This window comes from Bradyrhizobium sp. CB1015, from assembly GCF_025200925.1.
Lineage (GTDB): Bacteria > Pseudomonadota > Alphaproteobacteria > Rhizobiales > Xanthobacteraceae > Bradyrhizobium.
On the sequence record NZ_CP104174.1, the window covers coordinates 3,045,061 to 3,060,463 of the forward strand.

At 65.9% G+C, this 15,403-nt stretch carries 15 protein-coding genes; 10 read left to right on the forward strand and 5 right to left on the reverse strand.

Annotated elements, in window-relative coordinates:
• Positions 1-10 precede the first annotated feature (10 nt).
• The 3 genes from N2604_RS13960 to N2604_RS13970 are packed head-to-tail and all read left to right on the forward strand — an operon-like array spanning position 11 to position 2,809.
• On the forward strand, positions 11-1,108 hold the full coding sequence (locus N2604_RS13960) for a Gfo/Idh/MocA family protein (protein WP_260375200.1): 1,098 nt from the start codon (positions 11-13) through the stop codon (positions 1,106-1,108).
• Positions 1,109-1,118: 10 nt separating this feature from the next.
• Positions 1,119-1,763, forward strand: coding sequence for a ThuA domain-containing protein (locus N2604_RS13965; RefSeq protein WP_260375201.1), 645 nt, complete (start codon positions 1,119-1,121; stop codon positions 1,761-1,763).
• Positions 1,760-2,809, forward strand: a complete 1,050-nt coding sequence (locus N2604_RS13970) for a LacI family DNA-binding transcriptional regulator (RefSeq protein WP_260375202.1) — start codon at positions 1,760-1,762, stop codon at positions 2,807-2,809. The genes N2604_RS13965 and N2604_RS13970 overlap by 4 nt, the downstream gene beginning before the upstream one ends.
• A gap of 38 nt (positions 2,810-2,847) precedes the next feature.
• On the opposite strand, the gene N2604_RS13975 is transcribed toward N2604_RS13970, so the two are convergent.
• From N2604_RS13975 to N2604_RS13985, 3 genes are all read right to left on the reverse strand, one after another.
• Positions 2,848-3,735, reverse strand: a complete 888-nt coding sequence (locus N2604_RS13975) for a VOC family protein (RefSeq protein WP_260375203.1) — start codon at positions 3,733-3,735, stop codon at positions 2,848-2,850.
• Positions 3,736-4,244: 509 nt separating this feature from the next.
• Positions 4,245-6,086, reverse strand: a complete 1,842-nt coding sequence (ftsH, locus tag N2604_RS13980; protein ID WP_260375204.1) for an ATP-dependent zinc metalloprotease FtsH — start codon at positions 6,084-6,086, stop codon at positions 4,245-4,247.
• A gap of 82 nt (positions 6,087-6,168) precedes the next feature.
• Positions 6,169-6,438 carry a hypothetical protein gene (locus N2604_RS13985; RefSeq protein ID WP_260375205.1) on the reverse strand — a complete coding sequence of 90 codons (270 nt, stop codon included), beginning with the start codon at positions 6,436-6,438 and terminating at the stop codon, positions 6,169-6,171.
• Positions 6,439-6,778: 340 nt separating this feature from the next.
• Between N2604_RS13985 and N2604_RS13990 the strand changes: the two genes are divergently transcribed.
• Both N2604_RS13990 and N2604_RS13995 read left to right on the forward strand, forming a co-directional pair.
• Positions 6,779-7,141 carry a copper resistance CopC family protein gene (locus N2604_RS13990; RefSeq protein WP_260375206.1) on the forward strand — a complete coding sequence of 121 codons (363 nt, stop codon included), beginning with the start codon at positions 6,779-6,781 and terminating at the stop codon, positions 7,139-7,141.
• Positions 7,142-7,148: 7 nt separating this feature from the next.
• Positions 7,149-8,804 (forward strand): copper resistance D family protein, encoded by a 1,656-nt coding sequence (locus N2604_RS13995; RefSeq protein WP_260375207.1) that lies wholly within the window; start codon positions 7,149-7,151, stop codon positions 8,802-8,804.
• Positions 8,805-8,854: 50 nt separating this feature from the next.
• On the opposite strand, the gene N2604_RS14000 is transcribed toward N2604_RS13995, so the two are convergent.
• Complete coding sequence (locus N2604_RS14000) at positions 8,855-9,346, reverse strand: MarR family winged helix-turn-helix transcriptional regulator (RefSeq protein WP_260375208.1); 492 nt, start codon at positions 9,344-9,346, stop codon at positions 8,855-8,857.
• A gap of 124 nt (positions 9,347-9,470) precedes the next feature.
• Here N2604_RS14000 and N2604_RS14005 point away from each other — a divergent pair, with 124 nt between their 5' ends.
• The 5 genes from N2604_RS14005 (at position 9,471) to N2604_RS14025 (ending at position 14,806) form a co-directional block, all read left to right on the forward strand.
• Complete coding sequence (locus N2604_RS14005; protein WP_260375209.1) at positions 9,471-10,013, forward strand: VOC family protein; 543 nt, start codon at positions 9,471-9,473, stop codon at positions 10,011-10,013.
• Between the two features lie 28 nt (positions 10,014-10,041).
• Complete coding sequence (locus N2604_RS14010; RefSeq protein WP_260375210.1) at positions 10,042-11,679, forward strand: FAD-dependent oxidoreductase; 1,638 nt, start codon at positions 10,042-10,044, stop codon at positions 11,677-11,679.
• Complete coding sequence (locus N2604_RS14015) at positions 11,676-11,864, forward strand: DUF2783 domain-containing protein (protein ID WP_260375211.1); 189 nt, start codon at positions 11,676-11,678, stop codon at positions 11,862-11,864. Before N2604_RS14010 ends, N2604_RS14015 begins: the two co-directional genes overlap by 4 nt.
• 197 nt (positions 11,865-12,061) lie before the next feature.
• Entirely contained in the window at positions 12,062-12,487 is a 426-nt protein-coding gene (locus N2604_RS14020; RefSeq protein WP_409241713.1) for an EF-hand domain-containing protein, read from the forward strand.
• Positions 12,488-12,520: 33 nt separating this feature from the next.
• The gene (locus tag N2604_RS14025) at positions 12,521-14,806 is read left to right on the forward strand and encodes a heavy metal translocating P-type ATPase (RefSeq protein ID WP_260375212.1); all 2,286 of its coding nucleotides are present in this window, start codon (positions 12,521-12,523) and stop codon (positions 14,804-14,806) included.
• Positions 14,807-14,925: 119 nt separating this feature from the next.
• On the opposite strand, the gene N2604_RS14030 is transcribed toward N2604_RS14025, so the two are convergent.
• Positions 14,926-15,330 carry a hypothetical protein gene (locus N2604_RS14030; RefSeq protein WP_260375213.1) on the reverse strand — a complete coding sequence of 135 codons (405 nt, stop codon included), beginning with the start codon at positions 15,328-15,330 and terminating at the stop codon, positions 14,926-14,928.
• Positions 15,331-15,403: the final 73 nt, after the last annotated feature.

Here is a 15,403-nt window from a genome sequence, read left to right on the forward strand (position 1 = left end):
GGAGATCATAATGAGAAAAGTCGGCGTCGGAATCATAGGCTGTGGTGTGATCAGCACCGCCTATCTCAAGGCGGCCCAGCGCTTTCCCGTGATGGAGATCAGGGCGCTCGCCGACATGCGCAGCGAGGTTGCCGAGCGCCAGGGAGCGGCCTTCGGCTTGCCGGGAATGCGGGTCGACCAATTGTTGAAGCGCGACGATGTCGAAATAATCGTCAATCTGACGGTGCCGCTCGCCCACACCGACGTCAGCCTGGCGGTGCTGAACGCCGGCAAGCACGTTCATTCGGAGAAGCCGCTCGGCATCAATGTCACTGAGGCGCGCAAGGTCATGGAGCTCGCCGCACAGAAGAACCTGCGTGTCGGCTGCGCGCCCGATACGTTTCTTGGCGGCGGCCATCAGACCGCGCGCAAGCTGATCGACGACGGCGCGATCGGCACGCCGGTGGCGGGCAGTGCCTTCTTCGGCTGCCCCGGCCACGAGCGCTGGCATCCGGCGCCCGGCTTCTATTACCTGCGCGGCGGCGGACCGATGCTCGACATGGGGCCGTATTACATCACCGATCTCGTGCAATTGCTCGGCCCGGTCGCCAGCGTGATGGGCTCGACCGCGCGTCCGAAAACCGAGCGCCTCGTCACCAGCCAGCCGATGAACGGCGCGCTGATTCCGGTCGAGGTCGCGACCCATGTCGCGGGAACGCTGGAGTTCGAAAGCGGCGCAGTCGTGTCGATCACGATGAGCTTCGACGTGCCGAAACATCGGCATGCGCCGATCGAGATCTACGGCGACAAGGGCGGCTTGCTGGTGCCCGATCCAAATCGCTTCGGCGGCGAGGTGCAGCTGGCGAAGACCGGCGGCGAATGGGAGGCGATGCCGCTGACGCACGGTCACGTCGAGGGCGAGTTCCGCTCCATCGGCGTCGCCGACATGGCTGGCGCGATCCTGAACGATCGGCCGCATCGCGCCAGCGGCGCGCTCGCCTTCCACGTGCTGGAGGTGATGGAGGCGTTCCAGACCTCCGCCGACGAGGGCCGCCGCGTCAAGATCGAGAGCCGCGTCGAGCGGCCGGCAATGCTGCCCACGGGGTGCGAAACCGGACAGATCGATTGAGGGAATGACCATGCGCAAGGCAATGATTGTATGGGGTGGCTGGCCGGGACACGATCCCGATCTCTGTGCTTCGATGATCCGTGGCTGGCTGAAGGCGGAAGGCTTCGAGGTGCGGATCGAAACCACGACGGCAGCTTTCGCCGATCCCGCGATCCACGATTTGTCGCTGATCATCCCGATCTACACGATGTCGAAGATCGAGAAGGCGGAAGCGCTCAATCTCTGCGCAGCGGTGCGCGGCGGCGTCGGGCTTGCCGGCCATCATGGCGGCATGTGCGATGCCTTCCGCGAATCGGTCGATTACCAATTCCTGTGCGGCGGGCAGTGGGTCGCCCATCCCGGCAACATCATCGACTACAAGGTCGACTTGACGAAGCCGGACGATCCGATCATGACGGGTCTGAAGAGTTTCGAGCATCGGTCCGAGCAATATTACATGCATGTCGATCCCGCCAACGAGGTCTTGGCCACGACGACTTTCACCGGCGAGCACGCACCCTGGATCGAGGGCGTGGTGATGCCGGTGGTGTGGAAGAAGCGTTATGGCGCGGGGAGGGTGTTCTATTCTTCGCTGGGCCACCGCGCCTATGAGCTCGACGTGCCGGAGATACGGACGTTGATGATCCGCGGCATGCTGTGGGCCGCGCGCGAATGACTGAAGGCGCGACCCAGCCGGTGCTGCGCGCCACGCTCGAGGACGTCGCGCGCGCGGCGGGCGTTTCGCTCGCCACCGTCGACCGCGTCGTCAACCGGCGCGAGGGCGTCCGCGCCAAGACCGTCGCGCGGGTCGAGGCCGCCGTGGCAAAGCTCGGCTATCGCGCCGATGTTGCCGCGGCGCGGCTCGCCCGCGGGCAGACCTTCCGCTTTGCTTTCGTGCTGCCGACCGGCAGCAACAGCTTCATGACCAACCTCACTGAGCAGGTGGCGCGCACTGCGGGCTGGCTTGCCGGCCATCGCGGCTTCATCGACATCCACCATGTCGACGTGTTCGACCCCGACGTGCTCGCCGGCGCGCTGGAGAACCTCTCGCCGGCCTATCAGGGCGTCGCCGTCATCGCGCTCGATCATCCCAGGGTTCGCGCCGCGATCGACGAACTCGTCGCGCGCGGAATTGCCGTGGTGACCCTGGTGTCGGACGCGCCAAGCTCGTCCCGGGTGCATTATGTCGGGATCGACAATCCGGCCGCCGGCCGCACCGCCGCCACGCTGATGGGGCGATTCCTTGCGGGGCGCGAGGGCACCGTCGCCGTGATCGCGGGATCGTTGTCGCTGCGCGACCACACCGAACGGCAGTTCGGCTTCCACCAGATCCTGTCGAGCGAGTATGCGAACCTGTCCACGCTGCCCGTGATCGAGGGGCGCGACGACAGCGATCGCACGCGGGAGCTCACGGCCGCGCTGCTCGCGCGCCATGCCGATCTCCGCGGCATTTATTGCTGCGGCGCCGGAAACCGCGGCATCGCCGATGCGCTCGAGGCTTCGGGCCGCGCGCGCGAGGTGGTCTGGATCACCCATGAACTGACCGAGCACACGAGGCGGTTCCTGGTTCGCGGCACGCTCGACGCCGTCATCAACCAGGATGCCGGCCATGAGGCGCGGTCTGCGGCGCGAGTCCTGCTCGCGCATTGTTCGGGCGAGCCGATCAGCCCCGACCAGGAGCGCATCCGCATCGACATCTTCCTGCGGGACAATCTGCCGTAGCGCGACGTGCGCAACCGCGCGCAAGCGCGGCCTGAGGACTATCCCTCGTACTGATCCGGTCCCATCGCCCAGGACGATTCGTCGTGGCCGAAGGCGTAATTGCGGTTGTTGAGCGCCGGATTGCGGTTGACCATCGGCCGCATGAACATCGGATGGGTCGCTGAGCGCACCTCGTGCTCGACCGTGAACAGTGGCTTGCCGCTGTCGAGGTCGACGATGTCGCAGAACCGGTATTGGTATTGATTGTCCTCGCGGGAGATCAGCTTGCGCGCAAGCAGCTTGCGGTAGGGGCCGGAGAAGTCGGTGATGTACATCTGCACATGGTGGCCGTCATAGTCGGCATGCGGCCGGTCGGTCTCGCGGAACAACAGATGCTGCTTGCGGCCCGTCTGCACGGCGGCAACAGCGGCCTCGCCGGTCCTCAAGCTCGCGGGCATGCCCATGATCTCGGGATAGAAGGCGCAGATGCCGGCCGCCGTTCCCACCGGCACGTCGAACTCGACATAGGGAATGCCGAGCGCGATCCGGCCGAACCGCGCGGCGTCGGGCTCGTAGCAGCGCACGCGGTTGTCCCAGGGGCAAACCGCCTCGACATGGTCGTTGTGCTCCCTGAATGCGAACGCCGTGCCCTCGAGCTTCTTAGCGACCGACCCGAGCCGCGCCAGCAGCGCCTCGCGGCCTTCGATGACCAGGCCGATGTGTCCGCGCAGCACCTGCGGCCGGCCGCTCGGCAGATGAAACTGGCTCCGCCCGGCGTTGATCCACATGTTGGTGTCAGACACCATCAGGTAGGGATCGCGGGTGAGCCCGAGCCCGGCGACGTAGAACAGCGTGGCGAGGCGCTGGTCCGGGACCTGGATGTTGACGTGCTCGAAATGGATGGCGTTGCCGAGATCTTCTGCGGATCGGTCGAATTGCTGCGGCATGGTCGTGCACTTCTCGCTGGGGGACGAACGCGTGCATCTTAAAGCATAATTTCAGGCCGTCGATCGGGACAGGCCGGAGCCTGCCATGAGCTGAACGGAGGAGCGGCCGGTGAGGCCGCTTCTCGAGCTCCCGCGGAAACAGGACGCAAGCCCGCGGTCGAGAGTCGGACCGGTCCTGGAGCGCGATGAAATGAGGCGCGATCGCTGCAAAGTCGAAGGTGCGTTCCCTCTCCCGCTTGCGGGCAGGGCATTTGAAAGCTTTTCCCTGCGGCCATCCTTCGAGACGCCCGCTTGAGGCGGGCTCCTTCAGGATGAGGACGGTGTGCGCGGCTGCGGTTTCAAAAGGCACCGACGCTGATGAGCCTCATCCTGAGGAGGCGCGTCAGCGCCGTCTCGAAGGACGAGGCGTACGCGCAGGCCGTCGCCACAAATCACATGCGATAGTCCTTCGCGCAGGCGGGACAGGTGAACGAGCCGCGGCAATCGATTCGACTTCGAGGCATTCTGCCCTAGATCGCCCGCAGTCCTTCCTTGGGCATCTCCCGGATCAGCACGTCGATGTCGTTCTGCTCCAGCGTCTCCTTCTCGAGCAGCTTCTTTGCGGCGCGGTCCAGGATCGGCCGCCGGGTGGTCAGGATGCCCTGGGTGCGCTGGAAGACCTGGTCGACGATTTCCTTCACCTCGTGGTCGACCGCGGCTGCGGTCTCCTCGGCATAGTCGCGCTCGCGCGTCGGATAGGCGCGGTCGGCGCCGGCCAGGAAGTTGCCGGGATCGCGCTCATAGGCGACGCTGCCCAGGCGCTCCGACATGCCGTAGCGCGTCACCATGCTGCGGGCGATGTCGGTGACGCGGCGCAGGTCGTCCGCCGCGCCCGTCGACAAGTGCCCGAACACGATCAGCTCCGCGGCCCGGCCGCCGAGCAGCACCGCCATCTTGTTCTCCAGCTCCTCCTTGGTCATCAGGAAGCGGTCTTCGATCGGCCGCTGGATGGTGTAGCCGAGCGCGCCGACGCCGCGCGGGATGATCGAGACCTTGTGCACGGGATCGCTCCCCGGCAGCGACAGCGCGACGAGGGCGTGCCCCATCTCGTGATAGGCGACGATCTCGCGTTCCCTGGGGTTGAGCAGGCGGTTGCGCTTCTCCAGCCCCGCGACCATGCGCTCGACCGCATTGTTGAAATCGCTCATGGTCACCGCCTCGGCGCCGCGGCGCGTCGCCAGCAGCGCGGCTTCGTTGACGAGATTGGCGAGGTCCGCGCCGGTGAAGCCCGGGGTCAGCGCGGCGACGGCGTCTGCGTCGACATTGTCGGCCAGGCGCACCTTCTTCATGTGCACGTTGAGGATCTCGATGCGGCCCTTCTTGTCGGGCCGGTCGACCAGCACCTGCCGGTCGAAGCGGCCGGCGCGGAGCAGGGCGGGATCGAGGATTTCCGGCCGGTTGGTGGCGGCGAGGATGACGAGCCCGGAGCGCGAATCGAAGCCGTCGAGCTCGACGAGCAGCTGGTTGAGCGTCTGCTCCTTCTCGTCATGGCCGCCGGCGAAAGGGCCGATGCCGCGGGCGCGACCCAGCGCATCGAGCTCGTCGATGAAGATGATGGCGGGCGCCTTGTCGTGCGCCTGCTTGAACAGGTCCCGCACCCGCGCCGCGCCGACGCCGACGAACATCTCGACGAATTCCGATCCGGAGATCGAGAAGAACGGCACTCTGGCCTCGCCGGCCACGGCCTTGGCGAGCAGGGTCTTGCCCGTACCCGGCGGTCCCACCAGCAGCACGCCTTTCGGCATGCGGCCGCCGAGCCGGCCATAGTCGGCCGGATTCTTCAGGAAATCGACGATCTCGCGGAGCTCGTCCTTGGCTTCGTCCACCCCGGCGACGTCGGCAAACGTGACCCCGGTGTCGGATTCGACGTAGACCTTGGCCTTGCTCTTGCCGATCGCCATCAGGCCGCTGCCGATCCCGCCGCCTTCGGCCATCCGGCGGCCGATGTACCACCAGACGCCGAAGAACAGCAGCACCGGCATGACCCACGACAACAGGTCGCGCAGGAACGTGCTCTCGATCTGTCCGGTGAAGCGGACGTTGTACTTCTCCAGCTCCTGGGCGACGTCCTGGTCGACGCGCGTGGTGACGAATTGCTTCTGGCCGCCGGGGAGCGCTTCCTTCAGCGTGCCCTGCACGGTGCGGTCGGAAATGCCGACCGTCTCGACTTTGCCCTGGCGCAGCAATTGCTGATATTCGCTGTAGGGGATCACCGCGATCTGGTTCGCCGCCGAGATCAGATACTGGATCAGGAAGACCGCGAAGATCGCGGCGATGGCATATCCGACATTGAAACGGGCGTTCGTGTTCATGTGAATCCAGATCCAATGGTGTTGTGCGAATCAGGTCCTGAGCAACCATAAGGCCCGGCTGGAGGCCGGGCCTTGCTCGAGCTCACCAAGGATACCAGTACGGGTACGCCGCCGGATAATACCGGACGGTCCGATAATATCGGGGCCCGTAATAATATCCCGGCGGACCATAGTAATAGACTGGAGGTGCGGCCGCGGCGGCAAGTGCTCCGGTGAACAGGCCGAGCGCGACGGCCGGACCGATGCCCGGTCCTCCCCAGTGATGATGGCCCCGCCAATGGGCCGAAGCCGGCGCAACCGTTCCGATGAGGAGCGTTGCTGCCGCGGCGATTGCAAGAGCAAGCTTTCTCATGTGACTTCCCTCGAACATATGCCCGCGCAAGCGACGGGCTTTTCCCAACCTCTGCAATCAATGTTGTGTCGCCGGGCCCAGAGGGGACCGGCTATGTTTGACTTAGAATTGCTCGCATCGACTTCAAGCCTCCGTGCTTGGCTCGACGCGTGCCTCCGGCATTGCCATTTTGCCGCGGCCGGTGTGTCGCAGCGGCAACAGCCGATTCTTTTCAGCGGGTTGTAACCGGCTTGGCGCTCGCGCGCCCTTGGCGAAGCGCGCCGCGGTTCCAACATAGGCACGGACCACGCGCCGGGGGCGGTGCGGTGGCGGGACGGCTGCCGACAGCGAGTGACCAAAAATGCGCGTATTCGTTCGAATCGCGATCCCTCTATCCGCCATCTGGTGTCTTGCCGATCCGAACGCAGCTTGCGCACACGCCATCATCGTGTCGTCCTCGCCGGCGGCCGGTGCGACCGTCTCGGGGGACGCCGTCGCGATCAGCCTGCATTTCAACAGCCGGATCGATCGCGCCCGATCCAAGCTGACGCTACTGGCGCCGAACGGCGCCGCGCAGGCGCTGACGCCCGCGGCCGATGCGCCGGCCGACGAGCTCAAGGCCGAGGCGAAGCGGCTTTCCGGCGGCGCATGGCGACTGCGCTGGCAGGTGCTGAGCGTCGACGGACACATCACGCGCGGCGACATTCCATTCATCGTTCACTGATCTCGCCTTGTACCTGTTTCTCGACATCTTCGGTTATCTGTCGGTCGTCCTGCGCGGCCTGATCCTGATCGCCCAATCCTTCACGCTCGGCGGTCTCGCCTTTCAGATGCTGTTGTGGCGCCCGTTACAGTCGCAGCTGTCGGTGTTCGGCCTCACGATCGAGGAGAAATGCCTGACGGTGCTGAAAGTCAGCGCCTTCGCCTGGGCGCTGCTCACCATCGTCTCGCTGGGTCTCAATGCCGCCGCGCTGGTCGGAACGCTCCAGGTGCCCTGGCGCGAGGCGATCAGTGCCGATTTCGCCCGGGCCGGCCTGGTCATTGCGGCGAGCGCATTCGGCCTCGCGATGCTGGCAAATAGGCGCGCGCAGGGCCTGCGATCGCTGGCGCTCCTCGCGCTTGGGCTGCTCGCCCTCGCGATGCAGACCAGGCTGACCCACGCGGCGAGCCGGCCGGTCGTCAGCTGGCCGCTGCTCCTGTCCGATGCCGGCCACATGCTGGGCGCCGCGATCTGGATCGGCGGGCTTCCCTATTTCCTGATCGCGCTGAACGGCTGCAAGGTGCCCTCCGACTGGCGCCTCATCGCACGGCGCTACTCGCTGATGTCGATGGCCGCCGTCGCGGCCATCGTCGGCGGTGGTCTCGTCATGGCGCTCGATTACATCGGCTCGATCGAGGCGATTTACGGCACCGCCTATGGCGTCATGATCCTCGCCAAGATCGGGTTGCTGCTGATGCTGCTCGCGCTTGGCGCGGGCAATTATCTGCTGGTCGAGCGGCTGCGGCGCGATCCCGCGACGCCGATCCTCCGCCTCAAGCGCTTCGCCGAGGTCGAGGTCGGCATCGGTCTCACCGTTCTGCTCGCCGCTGCGTCGCTGACGTCATTGCCGCCCGGCGTCGATCTGTCGCGCGACCGGCTGAGCTGGCAGGAGATCGTCGAGCGCGCCACGCCGCAATGGCCGCCGCGCCTGACCAGCCCGGACTACGACAAGCTGACCATCGCGCAGCTCCAGGCCAGGATCACCCTGGCCGATGCCGGGCGCAGCAGCGCAGCGGCCGCCTACGTTCCCGGCGAAGGCACGATCCTGCCGCGCAATGCCGAGGACATCGCCTGGTCCGAGTACAATCATCACTGGGCCGGCGTCTTCGTGGTGCTGATCGGCCTGCTCGCTTTGATCGAGCATTTTCGCTGGGGCCGCTGGGCGAGGCATTGGCCGCTGCTGTTTCTCGGCATGGCGGCCTTCCTGTTCCTCCGCGCCGACGAGCAGGCCTGGCCGCTCGGGCCGGCCGGATTTTTCGAATCGTTGCGCGACCCCGAGGTGGCGCAGCACCGCATCTTCGTGCTGCTGATCGCAATATTCGGCCTGTTCGAATGGCGCGTGCGGCTGCGCGGCGACAAGGCCGGACGCGCGGCGCTGGTGTTTCCCCTGACCACCGCGCTCGGCGGCGCGCTCCTGCTCACGCATTCCCATGCCATCGCCAACATCAAGGACCAGCTCCTGATCGAGATGAGCCACACGCCGCTTGCGCTGTGCGGGATCGCCGCGGGCTGGGCGCGCTGGCTCGAATTGCGCCTCGACGGCCGCGTCCGCGGCGTCGCGGCGTGGATCTGGCCCATCGCCTTCATCCTGGTCGGGCTCATCCTGCTGGACTACCGCGAAGCCTGAGCGCCGGCCCATTGCCGCGGTTGCGATTGCAGAGGCGTTCCGGTTGCCCGCTAGCTCAACGCCGCCGAGAGCTTGTGCATCGCCCGGTCGAGCACCTTTGCCTCCTCCGCGGTCAGCACGCCGAGCAGTTCCGCTTCCCGCGCCAGCGCCAAAGGCACGATCTTGCGGTAGAGCGCGCGGCCGGCCGGCGTCAGCGAGACGATCAGCTCGCGCCGGTCGTCGGGATGCTGCTTGCGGCTGGCGATGCCGTGCGACTGGAGTCCCTGGACGGCGCGGCTGACCTGCATCTTGTCCAGCGTCGTCAGCGGACCGATCTCCTTGGTGGCAATTGCCGCACGCGCGCCGAGAATGGCAAGCACGCGCCATTCCTGCCGCGTCATCGCAAAGCGCTCGGAATAGACCTCGGCAACGGCCAGCGATACCTGCTCGGCCAGGCGGGCCAGCCGGTACGGAAAATATTGCTGCAGATCGAGCTCGCGATCATCCTGTGCCGTGACGCGCTCGGTCGCTTCCCTGCGTCGCACCTCACCCGAACGTCCCATGACGCAATGTCCGCCCGCCGATCCACCCGGCGGATTCTTCCGAGCCGGTTGATCCAGATCAAATTCAAAAGATAGTAACATCTGATACCAATTTCGCAACAGCAAGTCCAGGGAGCGAAACATCATGAAGATCGAGAAGATCCATCACGTCGCCTATCGCTGCGTCGACGCCAAGGCCACCGTCGAGTTCTACAAGAAGGTCATGAACATGGATCTTCTCGGCGCCATCGCCGAGGACCGGGTGCCGTCGACCAAGGCGCCGGATCCCTACATGCACATCTTCCTCGATGCCGGCAGCGGCAACATCCTCGCCTTCTTCGAGCTGCCGAACTCGCCGCCGATGGGCCGCGATCCCAACACGCCGGACTGGACCCAGCACATCGCCTTCCAGGTCAAGGACCTCGCCGAGCTCGAAGAGGCCAAGGCGCGGGCCGAAGCCGCCGGCCTCGACGTCGTCGGCGTCACCGACCACACCATCTTCAAGTCGATCTATTTCCGCGATCCCAGCGGCCATCGCCTGGAGATCGCGGCCTGGACCGCCACGCCCGAGCAGATCGACCGCATGAAGTCGGTCGCGCACGAGATGGTCGAGGAATGGTCGCGCACCAAGCGTCCGCCGCGCCACACCGCCTGGATGCACGAGAAGGAATTCGCGGACGCGCATTGATCTTCGGACGTGCCATCAGGAAGCGAACATGACGAGCTACATCTATCCGAAGTTCGGCTATCGGCGTTCCCAGGAGCAGGCCGAGGGGATCGTGAAGCGGCATCCGATCGTGGTGGTCGGCGCAGGCCCCATCGGCCTCAGCGCGGCGCTCGACTGCGCGGCGCGCGGCCAGCCGGTCGTGGTGCTCGACGACAACGACACCGTCTCGATCGGCTCGCGCGCGGTTTGCTATGCCAAGCGTCCGCTCGAGATCTGGGACCGCCTCGGTTGCGCGGCGCCCATGGTCGAGCGCGGCGTCAGCTGGAAGGTCGGCAAGGTGTTCTTCCGCGACGAGCTGTCCTACCAGTTCGATCTCTTGCCGGAAGCCGACCACCAATGGCCGGCCATGATCAATCTGCAGCAATATCATCTGGAAGAGATGCTGGTCGCCCAATGCAGGGCCAATCCGCTGATCGAGCTGCGCTGGAAGCACCGTCTCATCAGCCTCAAGCAGGCCGCCGACCATGCGACGCTGGCGGTGGAAACGCCCGACGGCATCTTCACCATGGAGGCGCAATGGGTGATCGCCTGTGACGGGGCCAATTCCGACGTGCGCAAGATGGTGGGCGCCGAGTTCACGGGACAGTTCTTCCAGGACCTCTTCCTGATCGCCGACGTCGCCATGAAGGCGGATTTCCCGACCGAGCGCTGGTTCTGGTTCGATCCGCCGTTCCATCCCGGCCAGTCCGTGCTGCTGCACCGGCAGGCCGATAACATCTGGCGCATCGATTTCCAGCTCGGCTGGGATGCCAATCCCGAGGAGGAAAAGCGGCCCGAGCGGGTGATCCCGCGCATCCGGGCCATGCTCGGCGAGCACACCGAGTTCGCGCTCGAATGGGTCTCGATCTATCAGTTCGCCTGCCGCCGCATCGACAATTTCCGGCAAGGGAGGGTGCTGTTCGCCGGCGACGCCGCGCATCAGGTCTCGCCGTTCGGCGCGCGCGGCGCCAACACCGGTGTCCAGGACATCGACAATCTCGCCTGGAAGCTGGCGATGGTGCTGCGCGGCGAAGCCTCGGAAGCGCTGCTCGACAGCTACCACGAGGAGCGCGCCTATGCCGCGGACGACAACATCCTGAACTCGACGCGGGCCACCGACTTCATCACGCCGAAGACGAGACCGAGCCGCTATTTCCGCGACGCCGTGCTGGAGCTCGCCCGGCATCACGGCTTTGCCCGGCCGCTGGTCAATAGCGGCCGGCTCTCGACGCCGACCCCTTACGTGACCTCGGCGCTCAACACGCCCGACCACGACGCAGTGCCGGGCGCCATGCGGCCCGGCACGAATGCGGCCGATGCACCGATTGCGGTGGATGGCAAGCCGGCCTGGTTCCTGCACTGTCTCGGCGATGGCTTCACGGTCGTCACCTTCGGCAAGGTCAGCGACAAGACCGAGATCGCGGTGGGGCCGTTCGCGGCCAAGCTCATTCTCGTCGGCCGAGACATCGAGGATCCCACAGGTGTGCTCGCGCAGCGCTACGGCGCCGCGCCCGGGACCACGTACCTGTTCCGCCCCGATCAATATGTCGCCGGGCGCTGGAGCGGTTTCGACGAGGCCAAGATCACCGAGGCAGCGCTGCGCGCCGCCGGCCACGACACCGCCGACCGGACGGAGCTTGCGGCATGATGCTCAACCTGTCACCGAACATCGCCGATCCCGACGATTTCTACGCCGAGCTGATCAACAGCCAGCGCGATCTCGACGAGGAGCAGGCGCTGCGCATGAACGCCCGGCTGATCCTGTTGCTCGCCAATCACATCGGCGACCGCAAGGTTCTCACCGAGGCGATCGGCTGCGCTCGTGCCGGCTAGGCCGCCGGCAACGTCGGCGGGGGTGCTATTGCGCGATCTCGCCGGCTGAATTCGGCGCCAAGCGCGTCGAAAAGCCATGGGGCGCAAGCCGCTTTGTTGACTTGGCTCAAGGTAAAATCGGTGAAGTTCGACAACCTCCTTGGGCTTACACCAAGGCCGGAGGAAGTGCCATGCGAGGTCGAACCGTTGCTGCAGCGTTGCTGTTCGCCATCTTGGGCCAGCCAGTTTTGGCTCAATCGCCGGCGGATCATCAAGGCCATCATCCCGGACAGGAGCAGGCGCCGGTGTCGCCGCAGTCGAGTGCTCCTGCCAATCCGTCTGCCGAGCGACAGAGCCCGACGCCCGGTGGAAATATGATGGGAATGATGGGGCGCGGAATGATGGGACAAGGAATGATGGAACATGGCGCGATGGGCGGGGGCGCCATGGAGCCGCCGGTCGTCTTCCGCATCGTCTTCGCGCTGATGGATGCCGATGGTGACGGGAACGTCTCGCTGCCCGAGTTTCAAGCCGCTCACGAACGCCTGTTCAAGGCAATGGATCGCGACAAGGACGGCAAGCTCACATTCGATGAGATGATGACGTTCATGCACGGCAGCAAGAGCTCCGTCCCGCGACAATAGCGGTTGGAGCCCGAAGGGCGGGTGCGCCAAGCCATGTCGTTTGATCGGGTCTTGCGATGGGCCCTGGTTGCGATCGCAATCGCAGGATTGACTGCAGGTACTCTCGCGCGAGCCGCGGGCCAGCCCGATCTGGCCGATGTCGCGTGGGCGCTCGGCACCGCGCCCGTGATTGCCGGATTGGCGGTCTCGATCGTCCAGGATCTCACGAGGGGCCGTGTTGGAGTGGACGCGATCGCGCTGCTGTCGATGAGTGCGGCTTTGGCGCTCGGACAGCCGCTCGCAGGGGCTGTGGTCGCGCTGATGTATTCCGGCGGCAACGTGCTGGAGGAGATCGCGATCGCACGGGCAGAGCATGATCTGCGATCCCTGGTTGACCGGGCGCCGCGGCAGGTCCATCGCAAATCGAGCGAGCGGATCGAGGATGTTCCGATCGAGGAGGTGGCGGCCGGCGAAGAGCTTCTGGTGCAGGCCGGCGAGATCGTGCCGGTCGACGGTGTCGTTGCGTCGGCCTTCGCTGCGATCGACGAGTCCGCGGTTACCGGCGAACCGATTCCGGTGGAGAAGACACGCGGAAGCGCCGTTCTTTCCGGTTCCCTGAATGCGGGCGAGACCTTCCAATTGACCGTGACCGCGCCAGCCAGCGAGAGCACCTATGCGGGCATCGTGCGCATGGTGACTGCGGCGCAGACGGCGAGAGCTCCCTTCGTGCGGCTGGCCGACCGCTATGCGCTGGTCTTTCTGCCGGTCACGCTCGTCATCGCCTTCGTGGCGTGGCACATCTCCGGCGACGTGACCCGCAGCCTTGCCGTGCTGGTAGCGGCGACACCGTGCCCCTTGATTCTGGCCGCGCCCGTCGCCTTCATCGCCGGAGTGGCGCAAGCGGCCCGCCGCGGGATCCTGGTCAAGGGCGGCAAGGCGCTGGAGGCCTTGGCCCGTGCCCACACCGTGCTGTTCGACAAGACCGGCACCCTGACGGTAGGCGGGGCGCGGTTGCTCTCCGTCGAGGTCGCGCCGGGCGAGGATCCGGATGAGGTCCTCACGCTCGGCGCGTCGCTCGAGCAAGCGTCGCACCACGTGCTGGCGAAGGCCGTCGTCGCTGCGGCCCTTGCCCAGGGGCTCAAGCTGAAGCCGCCGGAACATGTCAAGGAGACCATGGGAGCCGGCCTCAGCGGTCAGATCGACGGACGCCATGTCATGGCGGGCTCGCGAGAGATGCTTCTCGCGCGAGCCGAGCTCTCGTCATGGGAGTTGCGGGCGATTCGACGTGCCTCCTGGCGCTCGGCGCTGATCGTCTTCGTCGCGGTGGACGGCCGTCCCGTCGGTGCGTTGCTGCTGGCAGACGAATTGCGTGCGGATACGCCACGCGCGATCCGGCTGCTGCGCGATGCCGGCATTGCGCGCATGGTGATGGTCACGGGCGATCGCGCCGCAGCGGCGCAGGCCATCGGAGCGGCGCTCGATCTCGATGCCGTGCTGGCCGATCGCGTTCCCTCGGACAAGGTCGAAGCGGTACGTAGCGAACAGCGGCTGCATCCGACCATCATGGTCGGCGACGGTATCAACGATGCCCCGGCGCTGGCCGTGGCTGACACGGGGGTCGCGCTCGGCGCGCGCGGTGCAAGCGCCTCCTCCGAGGCGGCGGATGTGGTGATTCTCACCGATCGGCTGGACCGGGTCGGCGAAGCGATCGTCATCGCGCAGCGCGCGCGGGGCATTGCCCTGCAAAGCATCTTCGTCGGGATGGGGTTGTCACTGGCGGCGATGTCCGCTGCCAGCCTTGGCTGGCTCGATCCCGTACCCGCCGCGATCGTTCAGGAGGTGATCGACGTCGCCGTCATTCTGAACGCACTGCGAGCGCTCAATCCGCCGCTCGCCAGGAGTGGTCCGCGGCTCACTGCGGAGCAGGGGCTGACGTTGCATCACGATCATCAGGCCCTGCTCAGGGATCTCGGCCGCTTGCGCCAGATCGTCGACGCGCTGGACGATGCAGGCCCCGAAGCCGCCGCTGCGTTGATTGGCGAGGCAGATCGACTGGTTCAGGGCAGCGTCATGATGCACGAACGCGAAGATGAGGACAGCGTCTATCCGAAGCTCACGGAGGTTCTGCGCGACCGCCACGGACTCTCTGCCATGAGCCGTGCGCATCGCGAGATACTCCATCTCGCCCGGCTGCTCGCCCGCATCGCGGAGGATCTGCCGTCGGAGAAGATCGACCGCTACCTCATTCGCGACGCTCAGCGCGTGATCGAGGCGATCGAAACTTTGGTGCGCATGCACACGGCCCAGGAGGAGGATATCTACGAGGCCGTTGCGGCCTAGGCGGCGCAATCGACCTCAGTGTTCCAGCGGTCGCCAGCCGGCGTGGTCAAAATACCGATCGTATTGAGCGAGCGCCCGTATGATCCTCACGGCTCCCCGATCGCGGCTGGTCCCGGCTTTCATATTCGCCGCGCCGTCGATGACTGCTCGAGGACGAGGTGAAGTTGCTGGTCGGCCTGCTCGGGCAGCTTGCAGTTTGCCACGACGTCATCGATCCGCCCCTGGATTCGCGCTGCCGGAGCCTCGTATTGCGCAGGCGTAAACACATTGCTGTGAATGGGAGCCAGCGATTGTCTCATCGCGAGAGCGATGTCGTCCATGCCGCGGCGCAAGACATCATCAGTCGGCCACTTCTTGCCGTGGTCGAGCTGCGGACGCGCGGTCGCGGTTGGTCCTTCATGCGCGTGTGGCCCGGCGGCGAGGGCAGGCTGTCCAAGGGCAAGACAGAGCGTGAGGGCTGCCAGCATGAGCGACTTGGTTGAGATGATCACGGGACTTCCTCCGAAAAGCTGGTTTGCTTTCATGTGGGAGATCGTGAGGGGCAGGAGTTTGCGCTGGAGCAAATCGCGAGGGGAATAAGCTGCTGCGGCGCGACGC

Excerpts from the sequence above, each read along its gene's own strand:
- N2604_RS13975 (WP_260375203.1), bottom strand. The coding sequence starts at position 3,735 with ATGCCGCAGCAATTCGACCGATCCGCAGAAGATCTCGGCAACGCCATC.
- N2604_RS13990 (WP_260375206.1), top strand. The coding sequence starts at position 6,779 with ATGCGCGTATTCGTTCGAATCGCGATCCCTCTATCCGCCATCTGGTGT.
- N2604_RS13985 (WP_260375205.1), bottom strand. The coding sequence starts at position 6,438 with ATGAGAAAGCTTGCTCTTGCAATCGCCGCGGCAGCAACGCTCCTCATC.
- N2604_RS14030 (WP_260375213.1), bottom strand. The coding sequence starts at position 15,330 with ATGAAAGCAAACCAGCTTTTCGGAGGAAGTCCCGTGATCATCTCAACC.
- N2604_RS13970 (WP_260375202.1), top strand. The coding sequence starts at position 1,760 with ATGACTGAAGGCGCGACCCAGCCGGTGCTGCGCGCCACGCTCGAGGAC.
- N2604_RS14005 (WP_260375209.1), top strand. The coding sequence starts at position 9,471 with ATGAAGATCGAGAAGATCCATCACGTCGCCTATCGCTGCGTCGACGCC.
- N2604_RS13960 (WP_260375200.1), top strand. The coding sequence starts at position 11 with ATGAGAAAAGTCGGCGTCGGAATCATAGGCTGTGGTGTGATCAGCACC.
- N2604_RS14025 (WP_260375212.1), top strand. The coding sequence starts at position 12,521 with ATGTCGTTTGATCGGGTCTTGCGATGGGCCCTGGTTGCGATCGCAATC.
- N2604_RS14010 (WP_260375210.1), top strand. The coding sequence starts at position 10,042 with ATGACGAGCTACATCTATCCGAAGTTCGGCTATCGGCGTTCCCAGGAG.
- N2604_RS13965 (WP_260375201.1), top strand. The coding sequence starts at position 1,119 with ATGCGCAAGGCAATGATTGTATGGGGTGGCTGGCCGGGACACGATCCC.
- ftsH (WP_260375204.1), bottom strand. The coding sequence starts at position 6,086 with ATGAACACGAACGCCCGTTTCAATGTCGGATATGCCATCGCCGCGATC.
- N2604_RS14015 (WP_260375211.1), top strand. The coding sequence starts at position 11,676 with ATGATGCTCAACCTGTCACCGAACATCGCCGATCCCGACGATTTCTAC.
- N2604_RS14000 (WP_260375208.1), bottom strand. The coding sequence starts at position 9,346 with ATGGGACGTTCGGGTGAGGTGCGACGCAGGGAAGCGACCGAGCGCGTC.